Consider the following 21,262-nt stretch of genomic DNA (forward strand, 5'->3'; position numbering starts at 1 on the left):
CCCCGCTCAACGTGAGCAGGGCTTTTAAATTAGCTAATTAATTAAAATACTAGCTTTTAGTTGTTTCGGTATCAGCTTCTTCTGACGCTTGCTCGTCTTCGACCACTTCTTTGGTTACTTCAACCGGATCGACAGGCGCAGCTTCTTCAACTGCCGGCTCTTCGCTTTCTGCTTGGTAAAAACGACCACCCTTTTCAGCCATTGCTTTTAACGTATCACAAGGTGTGAAAATTGGGTTGTAGTTAGCAAAAGTCGCCATTTCTGAGCTCACTTGTGCGGCACCCAGTTTATCCATATAGCTAAATGGACCGCCTAAGAATGGTGGGAAACCGATACCAAAAATAGCACCAATATCACCGTCACGCGGGCTTGCAATAATGCCATCATCTAAACAGCGCACCGCTTCGTTCAGCATTTGCGCAACACAACGTTTAGCAATTTCGCTCTTGTTTAAACGAGGTGATGGCGTAACACCCAGTAGCTCGTATACTGACTCATCCACTTTTTTATCTTTCTTGTCGTAAAGATAAAAACCACGGCCAGTCTTACGGCCTAAACGCTTAGAATCGATTAAGCGATTAAAGGCATCCGGGGCTTTAAAGCGCTCGCCCAATTCTTTTTCAAGGATTGGCGCAATTTTAGAACCGATATCAATCCCTACTTCATCAAGTAACGCTAAAGGCCCTACCGGGAACCCAAACTCAACAAGTGCTTGGTCAATCTTTTCAATTGGCTCACCTGCAAGCAGTAAATTAGCCGCTTCATTTACATAAGGCGCTAAGATACGGTTTACATAGAAACCAGCCATGTCTTTAACCACAATTGGAGTTTTACCTTGCTTACGGGCAAAGTTAACCACGCGTGCGATAGTTTCTTCAGATGTACCAGCGTGTGGAATGATCTCAACAAGTGGCATTTTCTCAACAGGTGAGAAGTAATGCAGACCAATTACATTTTCTGGACGTGCTGCATCAGCAGCGATTTGCGCAATCGGTAATGACGAGGTATTACTTGCAAAAATCGTGTTGTCTTGGCATTCACGTTCAACATCAGCCACCATACCTTGCTTTAAAGCAAGATCTTCGAACACCGCTTCGATAACGATATCGATATGCTTAAAGCCACTGTAATCGGTGGTACCGGTAATGCGGTTCATGGTTTGTTGTAGTTCTGCTTTAGATAAAATACGACGCTTTTGCTTTTTATCTAAAATTTTATAGCTGTAGTTCATTGCATTGCTAATGCCCTTTTCAGCCACATCTTTAATGCGCACTGGAACACCGGCTTTTACGGCACTAACATGAGCAATACCCGCGCCCATTAGGCCGCCGCCTAATACTGCTGCTTTAGCGATTGCTGGTGCGTCATCATTGCGCCACTCTTTTTTCATTTCTGTGGTTGCAAAGAAAATACCGCGCAATGCTTTTGACTCATCGCTCATAACTAGCGTGGCAAAACCTTCAGCTTCAGTTTTGTATGCTTTTAACTGATCAAGCTCAACACTTGCACGAACCGCTTTAATAATCGCTAAAGGAGCTGGGTAGTGACCGCCTGTTTTCTTCAGCACATTTTCTTGTGCTTTTTTGAAAATAATATTACGACCAAATGGGTTTGACTCAAGTAATTGGCTTAATCGGTCTAGCTTAGGTTTAGTAATCTTAGCCTTACCTTTCAGGGCAAACTCTTTAGCAACATCTAGTAATACACTGTGCGGGACACAATCATTTACTAAGCCTGTTTTCTTCGCTTGCTTTGCACGCACTTGTTTACCTGTAAGCATCCACTCAAGTGCTTTTTGCAAACCAACTAATTTAGGTAAACGTTGAGTACCGCCACCCCCTGGTAATAAGCCTAACTGTACTTCAGGTAAACCAAGCTTAGTGATATCGCTGTCTGAACACACGCGATAATCACAAGCTAAAGCAAACTCTAAACCACCACCTAATGCTGCACCGTGTATAGCACTAACCGTTGGGAAAGGCAGCTTTTTCATATCGAAAAATGCTTGCTGGCACATTTCGCTTAACGCTAATGCATCTTCACGGCTATTGGCGCTATCAAGCATTTTAATATCAGCACCAGCGATAAAGTTATCGCTTTTACCACTGATAAATACCATGCCTTTTACTGCTTTTTCTTGTGCGTCTTTAAGTAAGGTTTTTAAATCTTCTGCAAAACTGCTGCGCAGGGTGTTCATTTTTTCACCCGGCACATCAATAGTTACAACGGCTACGCCGTCATCAGCCACTGATAAACTAAATACTGAATCTGTCATTACGCACTCTCCAATACAAAGGCTGCGCCTAAGCCACCCGCTGCACACGCAGTCGTAAGCGCTAAGCCGCCACCGCGACGATTAAGTTCATGTAAGCTTTGCGTGATCAGGCGCGCGCCTGTTGCCGCAAATGGGTGACCGTATGCAAGAGAGCCACCTAATACATTGAACTTGTCCATGTTAATTTCGCCGATCGCTTTACTACGACCTAGCTTTTCTTGTGCAAATTTATCTGACGCAAACATCTTCATGTTGGCAAGTGTTTGCGCTGCAAATGCTTCGTGCATTTCGATTAAATCTAAATCAGCTAATGTGATACCAGCTCTATCTAAGGCAATTGGCGTTGAGTGCGCCGGACCCATTAGCATGTCTTCATGTACACCAATTGCAGAGAAAGCAAAACTGCGTACATAACCTAAAATGTTGTAACCCAATGCTTTTGCTTTGCTCTCACTCATCATTAATACCGCTGCTGCACCATCTGTTAATGGTGTAGCGTTAGCTGCGGTAACTGAGCCGTGTTGACGGTCAAATACTGGTTTTAATTTGGCGTAGCCTTCAACTGTTGAGTTATGACGGATGTTATTGTCTTGCTCAATAAAGCTCTTATAAGGTGCAACATGGGCAGTCATCACTTCGTCTTTCAGTTTACCATCAGCCCACGCTTGGCTTGCAAGAGTGTGAGAACGGTGTGCTAAAGCATCTTGGTCTTCGCGGCTAATGTTATGCGTTTTCGCCATTTGCTCAGCTGTTTGACCCATAGATAAGCCAGTAGAGTACTCAGCGACCGCTGGCGGTACAGGCAGTAAGTCTTTAAGACGCAATTTTGAGAAAATCTTTAATCGCTGACCAAGAGTGCGTGCTTTGTTTAAATCAACAAGGCTACCCGCTAATTTTTTGCTAACACCAATAGGTAATACAGATGATGAGTCAGCACCGCCCGCGATACCAACTTGCACTGAGCCTGCCATAATTGACTCAGCCACGTTAGCAATGGCTTGGAAACTTGTCGCACACGCACGCGATACAGAATAAGCATCAACAGATACAGGCATACCCGTACCTAATACGATTTCACGGGCAATATTTGGCGCTTCTGGCATTTGTACTACTTGACCAAATACCAGTTGGTCGATTTCAGATTTATCGAAATTTAGTCGCTCAAGCATTTCGTTGACAACTAACTTACCCATATCAAGGGCTGGTACATGGTGGAATGCTGTGGCTTGCTTTGCAAACGGCGTTCGTAGGCCGCTAACGATTGCGATACGATCGCCTTTTGCTGTTTTAAGTATATTTTGCTCAGACATTTATGCTCTCCCGCTGACAGGTCTGACCTGTTTGTTTTTCCTGATTCTAAAACAACCCGTGTACGAATGCCAATAGTAAGTTTTCAACCATAGGCTTTTTTCGACCGATTTACAAAAAAACACTGTATTTATATGGTAGGCTAAAATTTTTATAGGCTAGGATAAAATTCCTTAAAAAATAACGAACTATTTGAGGATTTTCTGTCTAACACTTGTGTTATAACTTTTGAATCCTTATAACTTGTTGATAGCGCCCCATTCACGGTAGCGTAAACACGATTGATAAGCACTGAACGTTTCACGTTTGTGCGGTATAAAAACAATTTTTGACTCACGCTTTTAGGACAGTCTTTTTATTATGGCAGTTAACGCATTTTCACAATTAAAAACATACTTAGACACGCAAATTATCGGCCAACCCCAATTAACTCAAGCACTGTTAATCGCAATTTTGGCTGATGGCCACTTATTAGTTGAGGGCCCTCCGGGTCTTGCAAAAACCCGTGCTGTAAATGCATTAGCAAATGGCGTTGAAGGCAGCTTCCAACGAGTTCAATTTACCCCTGACTTACTACCTGCGGATGTCACCGGTACCGATATTTATCGTCAGCAAACCAGTGAGTTCGTATTTGAAAAAGGCCCGTTATTTCATAACCTAATATTGGCTGACGAAATTAACCGTGCTCCAGCTAAAGTACAATCAGCACTTCTTGAAGCAATGGCCGAGCGCCAAGTAACTGTTGGTAAAAACACCTATCCACTGTCTGACCTATTTATGGTTATGGCAACGCAGAATCCGCTCGAGCAAGAAGGGACTTACCCACTGCCAGAAGCTCAGCTTGACCGCTTCTTACTGCATTTAAGCATTGATTACCCGGGTGCTGAACACGAATTAGACATTTTACGTCTAACTCGAGGTGAAGCTATCTCTGATAAGCAAGCAACGACACAACAAATTAGCCAAAGTGAGCTTTTTGCTGCCCGTAAAGCGATATTAGGTTTGTATTTAGCTGAACCACTAGAGAAGTACCTAGTACAGTTAATTGTTGCCACTCGTGAAGCGTCTGAACTTGATGAGCAACTTGGCCGCTGGATTGAATATGGTGCAAGCCCACGTGCAACGATTGCCCTTGATAAGTGTGCGCGAGCTCATGCTTGGCTTGAAGGTCGAGATTTTGTAGCCCCTGATGATATCCAAGCTGTGCTTCACAATGTGTTACGTCATCGTATTATATTGAGCTACGAAGCGCAGGCCGATGGCATTAGTAAAGACGATGTGATCAGCCGAATTTTAGAATTGGTGGCAGTACCATAAGCTATGTCGAGCCAATTTGATACAGCGGCGTGGTTAGCGGCAAGCCATAGTCAAGGCGTAAACTTATCACTCAAAGAGTTGATGTATTACAAAGCCAAAGCTCGCTTGCTAGAACTTGCGCCCAAAGTAAAAATCAAAAACAGTTTAGCTGGGCAATACCTTGCGCCTCATAAAGGTCGCGGTATGGAGTTTGCCGAGGTACGGCATTACCAAGCTGGTGATGACATACGCTCTATCGACTGGCGTGTTACCGCACGTACAGGCGAAACCCACACTAAGCTGTTTCAAGAAGAAAAAGAACGCCCTGTTTTCGTATTTACTGACTTTTCAAACTCAATGCTGTTCGGCTCAAAGTTATTATTAAAGTCAGTGCAAGCAGCGCACATTAGCGCATTGGTTGCATGGTCAGCATGTCAACGCGGTGATCGGATTGGTGGTCTGGTGTTTAATCAGCATAGCCATCACGAATTAAAGCCTACATCGCGCGAAAAAGCAGTGCTAAAGCTTTGTCACAATTTATGTGATATTCACAGCCAAGCACTGACTAATATAGATCAAACAACCACCAGCTTATTTAGCGAAAACCTTAAACGCCTTAATCATTTAGCAAAACCAGGAAGCTTGGTTTATATCGTCTCTGATTTCAGTGCCCTTGATGAAGCAAGCTTCAAACAGCTTGAGATGCTAAGCAGACACTGTGAGTTAATTGGCTGCCATATTAGCGACCCATTCGAGCATCAGTTACCGGCTTTTAAGCAAACTGTGACCGTGTCGGCTAATGGTCAAGAGCTGGCTTTACCGTTAATGGATAAGCAATTTCGCGAGCGTTTTGCTAAGTCTGCTGAAGAGTCGTTTTCTAATAGATTAAAACGCTTACAAAAATCTGGACTTAGTTTAATTTCATTCAGTGCAGCCACCCCACTTGAGCTGCAATTAGTGAGAAAGTAACAATGCAAAAAAATCCGCTAGATGGCTTACATGATGTCATTGCACCAACCGAGGTTGCATGGTGGCCACTTGCTCCAATTTGGTGGCTTATCATCGCCTTAGTTGGTTCGTTATTAATTGTCGGCTTAGTGCTTTTATATAAAAACCAGCAGTTTAAAAAAGCCAAAAAACAAGCCATTAAATTAAGTAAAACAGTGGCTGATGATGACGCACAACAGCTACACATTATTTTAAAACGTTTAACTCGTCATTATTACAACAACCAGCTTGCCTCTCAGCCTTTAGCAAAGTGGTCAGAAAGCTTGTCTAAGCTTAGTGGCGACAATTTTAGTTACGATGAACTAATGCCACTTTATCAACAGCAAACGAATAATGCCGAGCTTGGGGCTAAATTACGCAGCGCCATCCACAACTTTAAACTCAAGGAGCCAATCAATGTTTGAGTTTAGTTGGCCATGGTGTTTTGTACTCTTACCACTGCCTTGGTTATTAAGCCGCTTTATGCCGCTAAAGCAGCAAGGGCAGTTACGTTTACGTATCCCAGGCTTTGCTAAGCTTGGCTTGAATAATCAAACAGTGCAGCAACATAGCCGTAAAGTTTCATTACTCGAATGGGCAGTATGGGGTTCACTGGTTGTTGCAATAGCAAACCCAACTTGGCTTGATGAGCCTATCACACTGCCTAATGAAGGCCGCGACATTATGCTTGCAGTGGATTTATCTGGCTCAATGACCGAGCAAGACATGGCCTATCAGAATCAATATGTCGATAGGCTAACCATGGTAAAAGCTGTATTAAGTGACTTTATTGAGCAGCGTCAGGGTGACCGCCTTGGTCTTATTTTATTTGGCGATACGGCATTTTTACAAACGCCACTTACACGTGATGTTAAAACTGTGAGCCAAATGCTAAGCGAAGCACAAATTGGCCTAGTAGGTAGAGCAACAGCCATCGGTGATGCATTAGGTTTATCGGTAAAACGCTTTGCCAACAAAGATGAAAGTAATCGTATTGTTGTGCTATTAACTGATGGACAAAACACCGCTGGTAACCTCGATCCAGAAGATGCGCTACTCTTAGCCCGCGAAGAAGGTATCAAAGTATATACCATTGGCGTTGGCTCAGATAACCCACGTGGTTTTAGCCTATTTAATATGGGTGGCATGAATGGTGGTAACCTTGATGAAAGCTTATTAAAGCGTATTGCAGAGCAAACCGGCGGCTTATACTTTAGAGCAAAAGATGTGGCTGGTTTACAACAAATTTATCAAGAGCTTGATAAACTTGAGCCTATTAGTAGCGATGAGCAAACGTTCCGCCCACAAATTTCTTTGTTTTATATTCCACTGCTTATAGCGCTTGGCTTAATAAGCTTAGCAATGCTAGTCAGTTTTATCCGCCAATTTAAGCAGGAGAGCTAGTATGGATTTTGAATTTATTCGCCCTGCCCTACTTTGGTTATTAATCCCAGCATTGATTATTTTTAGTGTGTTGTTAGTGCGCAATAAAAAGAGCGCCCCGGCTGATTTAATAGCCCCCCATTTGGCACAGTTTGTAATGAGCGACAACCACAAAAAACAAAGCCAACCACTTTGGTTAGTTGCGCTGTTTACCTTATTAGCTATTGTGTTTTCTGCAGGCCCAAGCTTTGAGAAAAAACAAGTGCCAGTGTTTCAAGCAAAAAACGCTCGAGTCATTGTGATGGATATGTCGTACTCTATGTTCAGTACCGACATTGCGCCAAGCCGGTTAGTTCAAGCTCGCTTTAAAGCACTTGATATGATTGAGCTTTTCAAAGAAGGTGATACGGCATTGGTTGCTTATGCAGGCTCTGCATTTACTATTTCGCCGCTAACCAATGACGCCAGCACGTTGGCTAATCTTATCCCAAGCCTAAGCCCTGATATCATGCCAAGCAAAGGCTCAAATGTGATTGATGGTTTAGAAAAAGCCGACGATTTACTAAAACAAGCAGGCTATTTAGATGGTGATATTATTTTAGTCACCGATGGAGTTGATAGCCTAGATCAAGAAGATATTGCTCGCTTTACAAGTGAATCGGATTATCGCTTAAATATTTATGGTGTAGGCACTGAGCAAGGTGCGCCAATCAAGCTTCCTGAAGGTGGTTTTTTGAAAGACATGCAAGGACAAATTGTTATTCCAAAATTAAATGTGAGTCGCTTAAATGCACTTGCACGTAATAGTGGTGGCAAATTTGCGCTCTATCAAACCAGTAATCAAGATATTAAAACATTCGCACCTAGTGCCAATGCTGAAGTGCTTAAAGATGAAAAACAAAGCCAAGCTTTATGGCGTGTTGATGCGGGTATTTATGGCCTTATTATTTTACTACCGTTAGCACTTTTTTTGATTCGCCGAAGCAGCCTAGTGCTTGGGGTTTTGTTTGTTATGCTACTGCCTCAGCAACAGGTTTACGCCGCTGAGTTACCAGAGGTGTTTAAAAACCAAGACCAACGCGCCCTTGATGCCTATCAGCAAAATCAATTTGAACAAGCCGCACAAGCAGAAAACGCGCAACTAAAAGGCGCAGCCCTTTATCAGCAAGGTAATTACCAAGCGGCCATGGACGCCTTTAGCGAAGATAAGTCAGCTACTGGTTTGTATAACTATGGTAATGCTCTTGCCAAGGCTGGTGAGCTAGAGCAAGCCATAGAGGCTTATAAACAAGCCCAGCAACTTAATAATGATTTTACTGAAGCAAAAGAAAACCAAGCCCTCGTTGAACAGTTATTGCAGCAGCAAGAGCAACAACAGCAGCAACAAGATCAACAGAAAAACAATGATCAACAAAACAGCGATGGCCAGCAAGATAACCAGCAAAAGCAACAGGGCGAGAATTCCCAGCAAGGCGAAAACTCTGAGCAAAGTGAGCAGCAAGAGGGGCAACAGCCCTCTGAGCAAGGTGAACAATCAGATCAAAAAGGTGAGCAAAGCGAGTCTGAAAGTGGCCAGCAAAACAAACCTGAAATGGAATCTGAAGCACAACAGTCACCACAATCAGGTGAACAAAAGCCAGAGCAGTCCCCCGAGCAACAAGATGCAAAGCCAGAGCCATCGCAAAGCGATGAACAAGCTAAACAGCAAGCAGAGCAACAAGCTTTGCAGGCACAAGCAGCTGAACTGACTAATGAAGAGAAAGAAAAAGCACAACAGCTTAATCAGTTACTTCGTAAAGTCCCTGATGATCCTGCGATCTTATTAAGAAATAAAATGCAATTAGAAGCACAAAAACGAAACTATCAACGTCGTCCACGAGGAGCCGAAAAATCATGGTAATGCGATTATTATGTTGTTTATTGCTAATCGCGGCAGCGCCGCTTTGGGCTGCCACCCAACTACAGGCAAGTGTTGATAAAAACCCAGTCCTTGCAGGTGAGTTTTTCATATTAACTATTACCGCTGACGACACCATCAACAGCGAGCAACCTGATACCTCTGTACTATTAAAAGACTTTGTTGTTGGACCAACGAGCGTTAGTACCCGCACCAACATTATTAATGGTGAAATCAGTAAGCAAACGAGTTGGTCTGTAAAATTAATGACTCGCAAAGAAGGGACTTACACAATCCCAGCATTTACCGTTGCTGGTGCAACTTCGCAGCCAATTGAGTTAACGGTTAGCAAACGGAGTCAAAACTCTGAACAAAGCCAAGATGCATTTATCAAAACCAGTATTAAACCGCAAAGTTTGTATGTGCAAGAAGCCGGTGTTTATACAGTTAAGCTATACATAGACAACAATAAAGAGCTACTTGATGGCAACCTTACGACACCAAAAATGGAAAATGCCGAATTAACCGCCATCAATAAACAATCAGAAAGCTATGAGCTGATTGATGGAAAGCGTTATTTGGTGATCACTCGCGAATACCTAGTGCAACCACAAAAAAGCGGCATTAATACCATTACAGCCCCTGTCTTTAATGGCCGTATCCGTCAAAACTATCGCCAAATGGCAATTTCAGCTATGGGTGAAAATGTTGATGTAGACATAAAACCAATTCCTGATAACTACACAGGTGCTTGGCTGCCAAGTGAATTAGTCAACCTTGATGAGCAATGGCAACCAAAAGATGACACGGTAGAGGTAGGTACGCCAATTACACGTACTATCAAACTCACCGCGCTTGGTGTCACCAAAGAACAGCTGCCTGATATCGAGATGCCACAAGTACAAGGTTTTAGAAGTTACCCTGATCAAAAAGAGAATAACCACTTAGTGCGTGATGGTCGCGTTATTTCTCAGCAAACAGCGTCTTATGCGTTATTACCTCAAACACCAGGAACATACACTTTACCTGAAATCAAACTGCCTTGGTTTAATACTAAAATAAACCGTATCAGTTATGCCACGCTTCCTGCACGCACAATTACGGTGATACCAAGTACTAACCCATTAACCCCGCCACCAGCGACGCTTACACAGCCCCAAACTGACAACTCTGCCGCTGTGACAGATATGCCACCGGCTGTGCAAACTGTCACTCAAGTCAGCACACCAGCTTGGCTCGTAATTGTTGCAGCTGTAGGCTATGGCCTGTGGTTATTCACTTTGGTTCTGTATATTAAAAAACGCCCAACAGTACGTGAAGTCGCACCACAATCAGTAGCTGCTTCTTCAACATCACTTGATGAGCTTAAGAAGGTCGCTAAACAACGCAACAATGCTCTCTTCTACAGCACATTAATGGCCTACGCTAAACAGCAAACCGGTCAAACAACACGACCAATTGAGCACCTGCAAGCAACACTTAACAATCAAGCCCTCAATGAGGAAATTGCTAAATTACGCGCTAAACTCTATAGTTCAGCAGACGAGCATCCTGATTTAGCAAAGATTGTGGCTTTGCTTAGCCAAGCCACTAAGCACGTTAAGTCGACAAACCAAGAAGATGTATTAAAGAATCTATACGATTAATATTAATACATTGAATTTAAACGGCTAATCTACAATTAGCCGTTTTTTATATAAAAATAATATAAATTCAGAAAGTTTTTTTCTGGTGGGCGGGTCTTATTTACTATGACAGAAAAACAAAAGCGATATGAAGCACTGGTTCATATCTACCACAGTGAGCTTTTTCGCTTTGCATATTGGTTATGTCGTGATCAGAGTATTGCAGAAGACTTAGTGCAGGAAACCTTCCTGAGGGCTTGGCGTGCCTTGGATTCACTGCAAGATCAGCAAGCAGCCAAACCTTGGTTACTCACTATATTACGACGAGAAAATGCTCGGCGATTCGAACGTAAACAATTTGATTACGCCGATGTTGAAAATGACACACTTGTAGATGAAAAAAGCACGACGCTTGATGCTGAAATGGAACAAACAGTGATTCAACGACAAATTGGAAAGTTATCAGAAGAGTATCGCGAGCCACTGCTGTTACAAGTAGTAATGGGGTGTTCGGGTGATGAAATTGCCGAGATACTCGATTTAAATAAAAACACGGTAATGACACGTCTTTTCCGTGCCAGAAACCAGCTTAAAGAGGCTTTAAGCAGTGATGATGATCAACTTAGAGGAGCATCAAATTAATGGATGAACTCGAGTTTCGCCGCCGCATCCTCGCCGAGCCAAGCACGACTGATAAGGAGCTTGACGCGCTTGCCGAGCAGGACGAAGATAAACAGGCGTTTATCGATGATGTACGTGCCTTAGATGATGAGCTAAGTAAAGCACTCAACGTACCCGTGCCTGAAAATCTAGCAAAGCGAATTATTGATAATACTTATGCAGCAGAAGAACAGCTCTCTGAGCAGCCGTTAGACACTATTATTGAGGCTAAGTCGCGCTTTGCCTTTAATCGCCTTTATTTAGCGGCTGCAGCGTCGTTTTTAGTGGCAATTAGTGTGTTCTTCGTTACTAACAAACAGCATACGTTATACAGTGTTGGTGAGCATGCTTTTACTCATTTGTATCATGAAATTGACTCGCTTGATAAACATGAGCCAATTGACCTTGCCTATGTGAACGAAAAGTTTGCCACAATTGGCGGACATTTAGATGAGCTACCCGGTAAAGTTACTTATTTAATGTTTTGTAATTTTCAGGGGAAAAAAGGCCTGCACTTGGTATTTGAATCTGACTTTGGTCCAATGACTGTCTTTATCGTCCCTGCTGACGAACAGCCTTTTGGTACTGGCTCAGAAGATTTCAGTGATGAACGTTTTGCTGGGCATATAAACCGCGGAAAACAAGCTGATACGATACTGATAGCCAGCCTTGATGCACCGCTTGATAGCTATAATTCAATGCTAAATGATGCGATACGCTGGTTACATTAGCCCTGTCCGCAAATAAAATTTAGATACAAAAAAACCGCAGTGTGTGACTGCGGTTTTTTATCGCTATAGAGCCGATTATTTACAAACGTCTGCTACTGCATTAGCAAAGTAATCAATGTTTGCATCACTGATACCAGCAACGTTTACACGGCTAGAACCAACAATGTAGATTGAGTACTCTTTTTGTAAGCGCTCGATTTGCTCTTTATTAATACCTAGGAATGAGAACATACCATTTTGACGGTCAATAAATGAGAAATCTTGTTCAATCCCTTTCGCTGCTAAGCTTTCTTTGATTAAAGTACGTAAACCATTAATACGGTTACGCATTTCATCAAGCTCATCGTGCCACATTTGCGTAAGCTCAGTGCTGCCTAAAATCGTGCTAACAATATCAGCACCGTGTGCAGGCGGCATTGAATAAATACTACGTACAACGCTTAACAATACAGAGTTAGAGATATCAGCAGTTGCAGCATCTTTTGCAATAATTGAACACGCACCGATACGCTCGCGGTATAGACCGAAGTTTTTCGAACATGAAGAACAGATGATTAGCTCATCTACCGCTGCTGCTAGTTTACGTAGACCCGCAGCGTCTTCTTCAAGGCTTGAACCAAAACCTTGGTAAGCAATATCAACAAGTGGCGTAAAACCAACTTCAACAGCAAGATCAGCAACTGTGCTCCATTGCTCAGCATTTAAATCCATACCGCTTGGGTTGTGACAACATGCGTGAAATAACACAACATCACCTTTAGGCACTTGCTTTAGGGTGTTTATCATGTCATCAAATAATAGGTCTTTATTTTCGTAATCGTAGTAAGGGTACTCTTTTACTGTTAAGCCTGCCGCTTCAAATAAGCTAATGTGGTTTGCCCACGTTGGCGTAGTAACCCATACCGTTGCATCTTTATTGCAACGCTTGATGAATTCAGCTGCAACACGAAGTGCACCTGTACCACCTGGTGCTTGTGCAGTGCGAACACGGTTTGCTAATAACGCAGGATGCTCACCCAGTAATAAGTTTTCCATTTTTTGGCAGTAATCTAAGTTACCCGCCAAGCCAATGTACGATTTACTGGTTTCGTTTTCTAAACGAAACGCTTCCGCTTTTTTAACCGCTTTTAATACAGGCGTATTGCCTTGCTCATCCTTATAAACACCTACACCCAAATCGATTTTCTTCGGGTTTGTATCTTGTTTAAAGGCCGCCATTAGGCCAAGAATAGGATCTGTTGGTAATGGTTTTAATTCTGAGAACATTGACTATCTCTTTTTATAGGGGTTAGCGTTGCCACTAGCTTAACATAAAAACCCAGCCTAATTACTAGTTAAATTAGACCAAGAGTTGAGGAATTTTAATACAACATGCCACAAGTAATGCAAGGGTTTGTTGATCAAAGAAATCAGTATTAAATGCTTCTGCATCTATAATACCTAAGCATTCGTTTTTCTCTGAAAGTAATGGTAAACAGGTCTCTGCTTTCACTTTAGGATCGCAAGTATAGTACTCACCACCTTGAGCAAGGTAATCAGCAACGTTATTGATCACACGCCCTTGCTTAGATAGTGCAACCTGTACATTATTGCTACCCTTAGCGAATGCGTCTGTTAGAGGAAATAACGGACGACTTGGCGCGCCATGGTAAACCAGCTTCAATAACTGTGGGCCTTCGTCTGTATTTGTTGCTTGATAAATACCAAACCAATCTACTTGCGTCTGGGCTACGACAAAATCGATGATTTGTTGAAGCTTAGCCAGCTTTTCAGTGTTTACAGCATTGTCTGCAACATAGTCGTTTAATTTGAATGGTTCATCTTGCAAATAACCAAATAAGCTACACGCACCCCCCTCGCCTAGCTCAGGGATTTGATACTGCCAGCGCACTGAAGGTAATGCTGACTCTGCAAGATTTTGCTCAAGGTTTGATAATTGCTCCGCAACAAGGTTTTCAGGTAAATCTAGTTGGGCAACAGATAAGTAAGTAGAAATCATTTAGCCATCCAAACATCTATAATGCCGAAATGATAACATGCGATTTTAGTGTGAGCTAGCTTTGCTTGCAGTTAATTTATAATTAATTTCGACTTGGTTGCCAGCGCTATTAAATGAGACTTTAGAAGCTATCTCAGAAAGTAAACATAGACCTCGACCATGTTCTCTAACTAGGTTTTGCTGACTCTGCCCTGTTTTTGAAAATCCATTCCCTGAGTCACAAATAGTAAAGTCTAATTCTAATGTTTCGGGACTATATTGAATATCTATTATGATTAATGCTTCGCTTAACGAAGCCAGAGCTTCTTCTCGTTGTTGATAATAGATTAAAAAACCGTCTTCTTGGTTTTTTATCTCTGAGTCAAGCCCAAGAACACCATGATCAAGTGCATTATTATAAGCTTCAGATAACATCAAAAATATATTAGCCCGATGATCATTTAAGCCACCAATTTTGCTAAGCAGTTCGATCACTTCTAAAACGGGGTCGGTACTTTTAATTTGCTTTGCGTTTAAGCTCATTGAGATATGAAAAGGTAAAGGCGAAAACTGCTCATATGTCTGTTCTGGTGAAGGAACCGGCAAACAATTTAACAACACTAAGCTCAAGTCATCTTGTTGTTGATTGCCACGCGCAAAACGATTAACACGCTCAATTATTTGTTCTGTACTTATATACGATTTTGACGCTAATACTTTTTTAAATCTCTGTTCACCAAAGTACTCATCATTGAGGTTAGTTGTTTCAATAATGCCATCTGTTGCCATCACGATTCGCGATGATGGCTCAACTTCGATGTGAATTAAACCACGTTCAAACTCTTCAGGCTCAAGAATACCCAGCGCCATATGCTGTGATTCTAGCGTTCGGGTTATGTTGCCTTTTTCATTAATAACATAAATGTCAGGTAAACCACCTAACCATGCTGAAACACTTCTTCCAGACTTACTCAACTCTAAAATAGTCGCAGCACAAAACATATGGCCTGGCAGTAAATTGCCCAGTACAGTATTAATTTCAGCCGCAATATCACTGACCGACATACCTTTACTTACCATGGTATAAAACACGCGTGAAGCGGGTAATGCACCAACCGCTGCAGCTAAGCCGTGACCTGTAAAGTCTCCTAACATGCAATATAAACTGCCAATAGGGCTTTGTGCCACAAGAAACATATCACCATTAAACATGGCGGCAGGAGATAAATGGAAGTCTAAATGAGCAGGAAATGCTTGCTGGTTTTCTAATGCGTTATTAAAGATATGCTCAACAATCTCATGCTCTCTTTCAACTTGATTTTGATGGTACTCAAGTTGCAAATTCTGATCATGGGCTTTTTGGCTTAAGTTTCTAATTCGGCTATGTGCTTTTATCTTGGCGTTTAGAATCACTTCTTGAAATGGTTTTTGTAAGAAGTCATCTCCCCCAACAGCTAAACAACGCTCAAAACTTGCCTCATCTTCTAATGAGGTAATAAAAATAATTGGCAGGTAAACTTGGCTGAAGCGCTTTTTGATTATCGATGCAGTTTCAAAACCATCCATAACTGGCATGATGACATCAAGTAACACGATGTCGATTTTATTCTCTTCTAATAGCTTTAATGCATTCAAGCCATTATCGGCAGTAAAAACACGATAACCTTGTTGCTCTAACATCACTGTTAATAGACGGCGATTTAACTCTAAATCATCAACAACCAGTATATTTAGCATCAATCAATATCAAACTTTTTGTCAAAACGAGAAATTTGCAGAATTTTCTTTAGCTGTGGCTGACAGTTACTGATTTGAATTGTGTCGACCTTACCAGAAAGGTTTTTTTTCATGTTAAGCAGCATACCTAGTGCAGAGCTATCCATATAGTCTGTTTCTCTTAGGTCAATAACAACTTTGTTAATATTATCGTTTAAGTCAGCATAAGCCTGACGAAAAGTTTGCACTAGATTAAAATCAAACTTTCCTTTGATCTGAACGGTTAAAATTTCGCCATCTGCAGATGTACTGCACGTTAAACTCATAATAAACTCCTAACAAACAATTCCTTCCTCAGAATTATCTAAATATAACTGCTTAAAAGAAATAAGCCAAAAATTAAAACACTTAGAATGAAATTTGTTATTATTTGGGCAAGCTTTCACAATGAGATCCACTATGAGCGACAATAATCTAGTTTATTCAACAGCGACTGGCCGTATTGAACAACCTAAAGAAACAAAGCCAACCCAAAGCAAAACGTTTAAAGATGGCTTTTTACGTATTGAGCGTCAAACAAAAGGCCGCAAAGGCAAAGGCGTCATGCTAGTTGTTGGTATTGACAGTGAGCAACATGACTTAAAAAAGCTGGCTAAAACCATTAAAAGTAAAATGGGTCAAGGTGGCGCCGTTAAAGAAGGCATCATTGAGGTGCAAGGTGACGACAGAGAAAAACTCAAAGCTATTCTCGAAGGGCTTAAATTTAAAGTAAAAATTGCAGGGGGCTAGTCAGCCCCCTCACTCATTATGACTTCATTGACCTTAGGTGCTCATAAAGTGCTGGTAACTCATCTTCTGGGACTGGTTTACTGTAATAGAAGCCCTGCACAATATAACAATTGTTATTTTGCAAAAATTCTATTTGTTCAATCGTTTCAACCCCTTCAGCAACCACGTTTAGTTTAAGCTTTTGCGCCATCGCGATAATTGCAGCCGTGATTTCCATGTCGTTGCTATCCTCAGGAATATCTTTAACAAACGAGCGGTCAACTTTCAAAATATCAACCGGGAAACGCTTCAAATAACTTAATGATGAATAGCCTGTACCAAAGTCGTCAATCGAAATCGACACGCCCAATGCTTTCAGTTGATGTAGTTGCAAGATAGCAGCTTCTACATGCCCCATCAGCATACTTTCTGTGAGCTCTAAGTGCAGCCGCTTTGGCTCAACACCGGTTTGCTTAATAATGTTATCAAGCGTCGATACTAGGTTGGCATCTTTAAACTGTCGAGCAGATAAGTTAATCGAGATATTATTTTTTAAATTCTGATCTGCTAATCGAGCTGCAAACTCACAGGCTTCTTTTAAAATCCAGGCTCCTAACTCAACAATTAATCCAGTTGCTTCTGCAATAGGAATAAATTTTGTCGGTGGGATCATTCCCTCTTCCGGATGGAACCAACGTATCAGCGCTTCGTACCCAACAACTTGGTTGTTACGACAATCAACTTGAGGTTGGTAGTACACTCTGAATTGGCCTTCACGAATACCTGTACGTAACTCATTTTCAATGAATAATCGTTCATTCGCAGCAGCATTTAATTCTTGGCTGTAGAAGTGATAGGTGTTTCGTCCCTTTGCTTTTGCTTCATACATTGCAAGATCAGCATGTTTGAGTAATTGGTCTTCTTCTTGGCTATCAAATGGTGCCATTGTAATACCAATACTGGCACTAATGATCACTTCATTGTTACCTAACTTAATTGGCTCATTAAGCGTACGTTGAATGGTATTAGCAACTTCTGTCGCATGAGTTTGATGTTCAATACCACTAAGTAAAACCGCAAACTCATCACCGCCTAAACGGGCAATGGTATCTTCTGTGCGTAAACGTTTTTTCAAGCGATTGGCTACTTCAACCAGTAATTGGTCACCTGCATCATGGCCTAACGTATCATTGATACGCTTGAATTCATCTAAATCAAAATAGAACAAAGCAAAGGCATAATGACCACGCTCTGCTAAGGCCATTGACTTACGCAATTGCATTCTAAAGAAAGTACGGTTTGCAAGCCCCGTTAAGGTATCAAAATAAGCAAGTTGCTCCATCTTACGTTGGCTTTCTTTTACAAAAGAAATATCTTGAGCTGATGCCACGTAACTGGTTATCTCACCACTGTCTTCACGAATTGGCGAAATACTTAAAGAAACCCAAACAGATTGACGATCATTTGCTTGTAATAAGGTATCACCGCGCCAATAATTTCGGCTTCGCAGGTCAATATCAATATCATCAACTAATATTGCCATCTCTTGTGAAATAATGCTCAGTAAAGGAGAGCCTATAAAGTGACGTTCTTCAAAGCCTGTCATCTCAACCATTTTTGGGTTGACGTATTTTACTTCAAACTCTTCATCTGTAATGACCACCCCTGTTCCGGAGAATGCAACAGCCTTAGATAATCGATTTGCCGCTTTTTCTGCAATTTCCTTTTCACTGATACGCTGATTTAAACCATCTATCAATTTACGGATCTCAACGGCCATATCTCTGAAAGAACCATTCAAGGTACCGATTTCATCTTTATTTTCTTTGGGAAACTCTGTTTGCAATTGCCCTTTACCAAAGCTCACCACAGCATTAACCAAAGAGTGAATACGGCGTAACACTAATTGATAAAGTGCTTGATGAAGTAACAGTGCAACTAAAATAGCGTACAAAATAAATAAGCCAAAAAATTTAACTTTCAGCTCTTCTAACGCAGATAATGCCGATGAACGCTTTTTATAAATACCAATATACCAGTCTAGCTGTTCAACTTTGCGGATATTGATAATGTGAGTTTCACCATCTTGTACAAATGAATTTGCCGACTCAGGCAACCTAAGACGAATGGTTTCAGAGACTAGCTTTTGCAAGTCAGCATTCACAAAATCTTGAGTCGCTAATTTTTTCCCCTCACGCCCGTACTTTTCTAATGTTTTCTTATCTAAATCAGGGTGCGCCAATAATTGACCATTCGCATCAAAAACAAATAGGTTTTGTTCGCGATCGCCAATCGGTAATTGAGAAAGCAGTGTTCCAAGTGCAATATCACTTCCTGTTACACCAAAAAACTCATTTCCACGATAAATAGGAACGAGCACACTCACAACCCATTTGTGCCATATATTATCGTAATAAACATTTGACCAAACAGCTTCACGACTTGGGTTGGTAGCTTCTTTAGCGTAGTTAAAGGTTTTACCAGTCGTAAAATTAAAATCGCCCGGAACATTTAGCGCCCAGTTAGGCGGCGCAATACGAATAAAATTGTCTTTTGTGATCAGATAGAAATTGAAAAAGTCTTGGATTAAGGTAGGTGAAACAATTTTCCATAATGACTCGGAATCATTAATTAATTGTTTGTAAAACGGTGAGTAATTTTCTTGTGGTATAAATGCAGCTGATAACCCATCAGCAGAAGTGCTACGAATACTTCCGTCTACAGCAAATTTAATTTCTGAGTTAAAATTACTTTGCAAATGAGAGTCGCTTTGTAGCAACTGGCTACTAACAACTGAATTAGCCTGTTCCGCAATATTAATTTTAGTGTTGATTAAATGATTAAACTGCTTTGTTAAGCGTTCACTTGAGTGCTTTAAGAGATCATGCTCTTCAAACACGAGTTGCTTCTCTTCGGATTTGAGCATTAAAGCCGCTGCACAAATACCCGCAATTAAACAAATCGCAGAGATCAGCAGCGACAATTTCATACTTAATGAATTCACACCAAACCGTGATGGCGGTCGTCGATACACCACAGGACTACCTTATTAATAATTGTTATTATTTATTATGCAAAAACAAATATACCAGATTCATTTTTATATTTATAAATTTTTTATGAAGATTAATGAATTTTCCTAATCAGTGTACTCATTTATAAATTACTGCGATATGCAGTTGACTTTGTGTACAAGTGTTTTTACATTAAAGCAATGAATAAAATTATCTCTCGCACACGTTTTTCGTTTTTTAGCTTCTTTAGATAGAGGAGGCTTAACTGTTTGCGAGATAAATTCACCGAATAGCTAAAGCCTCCCTCTTGGGAGGCTTTTTTGTTTGTGCACTGTTTTGGAATGAGGAAACCAACATGAGCAATGATGTATTAAATGCATTACGACACGATATCAATGAAATTGATTCAGATTTATTAGTCTTACTGGCCAAAAGACGCCGAATAAGCCATAGCGTTGTTGAGTATAAAATTGCTAACAATAAACCAATACGAGATGAAGCACGTGAGCAAGCGTTGCTCGAAAAGCTAATAAGCTATGGTAAATCACTTGGCCTAGACGCCTACTACATAAACAATGTCTTTCAGACCATTCTTGAAGACTCAGTTTTAAATCAGCAAGCCATGTTGCAAAAGAACCTCAACCCTGAAGCAATGAGCGAAACACACCGCGTAGCATACTTAGGTGGACAAGGCTCATATAGCCAACTAGCTTGCCATAAATATTTTAGCCGTCGCCCAGGTAAAGTAATTGAAATGGGCTGTACTAGTTTTGATCAAATCACAGGTAAAGTAGAAAGTGGTCAGGCAGACTTTGGCTTATTGCCTATTGAAAATACCAGCTCAGGCAGTATTAATGAGGTGTTTGATTTATTACAACATGCGCAAGTATCCATTGTCGGTGAAGTTACGCATAGTGTTGAACATTGCCTATTAGCGATGCCTGGCACGGAGCTTTCTCACATCAACAAAGTGTTTGCTCACCCTCAGCCTTTTGCTCAATGCAGCCGCTTTATCCAAGGTTTGGGAGATATTCAGCATGAAACCTGCGACTCAACCTATCACGCCTTAAAATCAGCTGTTGAAACACCTAACAGTGCCGCAATTGGTTCAGCACAAGCCGGTAAAAATGTTGGCCTAGAGGTTGTTAAGTCAGGTCTTGCTAACCAAAGTGAAAATCATAGCCGCTTTATCGTTGTAGCACGTAAGCCGTTACAAGTTTCAAAGCAAATTCCGACCAAAACCAGTTTAATTATGGCTACAAAACAACAAGCCGGTTCGTTGGCAGATGCACTGATGATTTTTAAACATCATCAGATCAATCTCGTAAAGCTTGAATCTCGCCCTGTACCTGGTAACCCATGGGAAGAAGTGTTTTATGTCGACCTTGAAGCGAACCTTGATGACTTACATGTGAAACAAGCGCTCGAAGAGCTAAAAGAACACACCCAGTACACCCGTGTATTAGGCTGTTATCAAAGTGAATCATTACAAGCAGTAAGCGTTTAATCCACTTTATTCTATTAGTTAAATAAAGGAGCCAACAGGCTAATGCTGATCAGTTAAGAAGTTGATCAGTTGACCGATCAGAATGATCATTCACAATCCGTAGTTAGGCAACTAACT

16 protein-coding genes and 1 pseudogene are annotated in these 21,262 nt (G+C 41.3%); 10 read left to right on the forward strand and 7 right to left on the reverse strand.

The features are described from left to right. Window positions 1-49 precede the first annotated feature (49 nt). Window positions 50-2,275 carry a fatty acid oxidation complex subunit alpha FadJ gene (gene fadJ / locus QL229_RS02735; protein WP_281546454.1) on the reverse strand — a complete coding sequence of 742 codons (2,226 nt, stop codon included), beginning with the start codon at window positions 2,273-2,275 and terminating at the stop codon, window positions 50-52. Beyond that, the gene (gene fadI, locus QL229_RS02740; protein WP_063529462.1) at window positions 2,275-3,585 is read right to left on the reverse strand and encodes an acetyl-CoA C-acyltransferase FadI; all 1,311 of its coding nucleotides are present in this window, start codon (window positions 3,583-3,585) and stop codon (window positions 2,275-2,277) included. The genes fadJ and fadI overlap by 1 nt, the downstream gene beginning before the upstream one ends. A 358-nt stretch (window positions 3,586-3,943) precedes the next feature. Here fadI and QL229_RS02745 point away from each other — a divergent pair, with 358 nt between their 5' ends. The 8 genes and pseudogenes from QL229_RS02745 to QL229_RS02780 all read left to right on the forward strand — a co-directional run bounded on the left by QL229_RS02745 (window position 3,944) and on the right by QL229_RS02780 (window position 12,162). Beyond that, the gene (locus QL229_RS02745) at window positions 3,944-4,900 is read left to right on the forward strand and encodes a MoxR family ATPase (protein ID WP_281546455.1); all 957 of its coding nucleotides are present in this window, start codon (window positions 3,944-3,946) and stop codon (window positions 4,898-4,900) included. A 3-nt stretch (window positions 4,901-4,903) separates the two neighbouring features. After that, window positions 4,904-5,848 carry a DUF58 domain-containing protein gene (locus tag QL229_RS02750; protein WP_138557446.1) on the forward strand — a complete coding sequence of 315 codons (945 nt, stop codon included), beginning with the start codon at window positions 4,904-4,906 and terminating at the stop codon, window positions 5,846-5,848. A 2-nt stretch (window positions 5,849-5,850) separates the two neighbouring features. Continuing rightward, a complete protein-coding gene (locus QL229_RS02755) occupies window positions 5,851-6,291 on the forward strand; it encodes a DUF4381 domain-containing protein (protein WP_138557445.1) in 441 nt (146 codons plus the stop codon). Further along, window positions 6,284-7,270 (forward strand): VWA domain-containing protein, encoded by a 987-nt coding sequence (locus QL229_RS02760; RefSeq protein ID WP_135923911.1) that lies wholly within the window; start codon window positions 6,284-6,286, stop codon window positions 7,268-7,270. Before QL229_RS02755 ends, QL229_RS02760 begins: the two co-directional genes overlap by 8 nt. Window position 7,271: 1 nt before the next feature. After that, the gene (locus tag QL229_RS02765; protein WP_281546456.1) at window positions 7,272-9,149 is read left to right on the forward strand and encodes a VWA domain-containing protein; all 1,878 of its coding nucleotides are present in this window, start codon (window positions 7,272-7,274) and stop codon (window positions 9,147-9,149) included. Beyond that, window positions 9,143-10,792 carry a BatD family protein gene (locus QL229_RS02770; RefSeq protein WP_281546457.1) on the forward strand — a complete coding sequence of 550 codons (1,650 nt, stop codon included), beginning with the start codon at window positions 9,143-9,145 and terminating at the stop codon, window positions 10,790-10,792. The genes QL229_RS02765 and QL229_RS02770 overlap by 7 nt, the downstream gene beginning before the upstream one ends. Window positions 10,793-10,870: 78 nt before the next feature. Then, window positions 10,871-11,413, forward strand: a pseudogene (locus tag QL229_RS02775) (sigma-70 family RNA polymerase sigma factor); the annotation flags it as partial. Beyond that, a complete protein-coding gene (locus QL229_RS02780; RefSeq protein WP_281546458.1) occupies window positions 11,413-12,162 on the forward strand; it encodes a DUF3379 family protein in 750 nt (249 codons plus the stop codon). The pseudogene QL229_RS02775 and the gene QL229_RS02780, both read left to right, overlap by 1 nt. 75 nt (window positions 12,163-12,237) lie before the next feature. Here QL229_RS02780 and QL229_RS02785 read toward each other — a convergent pair whose 3' ends face one another. From QL229_RS02785 to QL229_RS02800, 4 genes are all read right to left on the reverse strand, one after another. Beyond that, a complete protein-coding gene (locus tag QL229_RS02785) occupies window positions 12,238-13,428 on the reverse strand; it encodes an amino acid aminotransferase (protein WP_054553227.1) in 1,191 nt (396 codons plus the stop codon). Window positions 13,429-13,501: 73 nt separating this feature from the next. Next, a complete protein-coding gene (locus QL229_RS02790; protein ID WP_281546459.1) occupies window positions 13,502-14,161 on the reverse strand; it encodes a GAF domain-containing protein in 660 nt (219 codons plus the stop codon). Window positions 14,162-14,206: 45 nt separating this feature from the next. Further along, window positions 14,207-15,877, reverse strand: coding sequence for a fused response regulator/phosphatase (locus QL229_RS02795; RefSeq protein WP_235382064.1), 1,671 nt, complete (start codon window positions 15,875-15,877; stop codon window positions 14,207-14,209). Then, on the reverse strand, window positions 15,877-16,182 hold the full coding sequence (locus QL229_RS02800) for an STAS domain-containing protein (RefSeq protein WP_135923903.1): 306 nt from the start codon (window positions 16,180-16,182) through the stop codon (window positions 15,877-15,879). The genes QL229_RS02795 and QL229_RS02800 overlap by 1 nt, the downstream gene beginning before the upstream one ends. A gap of 133 nt (window positions 16,183-16,315) precedes the next feature. On the opposite strand from QL229_RS02800, the gene QL229_RS02805 reads away from it, so the two are divergent. Beyond that, entirely contained in the window at window positions 16,316-16,645 is a 330-nt protein-coding gene (locus tag QL229_RS02805; RefSeq protein WP_135923902.1) for a stress response translation initiation inhibitor YciH, read from the forward strand. Between the two features lie 16 nt (window positions 16,646-16,661). Here the strand turns inward: QL229_RS02805 and QL229_RS02810 are convergent, their stop codons facing one another. Then, on the reverse strand, window positions 16,662-19,661 hold the full coding sequence (locus QL229_RS02810) for an EAL domain-containing protein (protein ID WP_281546460.1): 3,000 nt from the start codon (window positions 19,659-19,661) through the stop codon (window positions 16,662-16,664). Window positions 19,662-19,993: 332 nt separating this feature from the next. On the opposite strand from QL229_RS02810, the gene QL229_RS02815 reads away from it, so the two are divergent. Continuing rightward, window positions 19,994-21,145 (forward strand): chorismate mutase, encoded by a 1,152-nt coding sequence (locus QL229_RS02815; protein WP_135923901.1) that lies wholly within the window; start codon window positions 19,994-19,996, stop codon window positions 21,143-21,145. Window positions 21,146-21,262 lie beyond the last annotated feature (117 nt).

Source organism: Pseudoalteromonas sp. PAR1, from assembly GCF_947311895.1.
GTDB lineage: Bacteria > Pseudomonadota > Gammaproteobacteria > Enterobacterales > Alteromonadaceae > Pseudoalteromonas > Pseudoalteromonas lipolytica_C.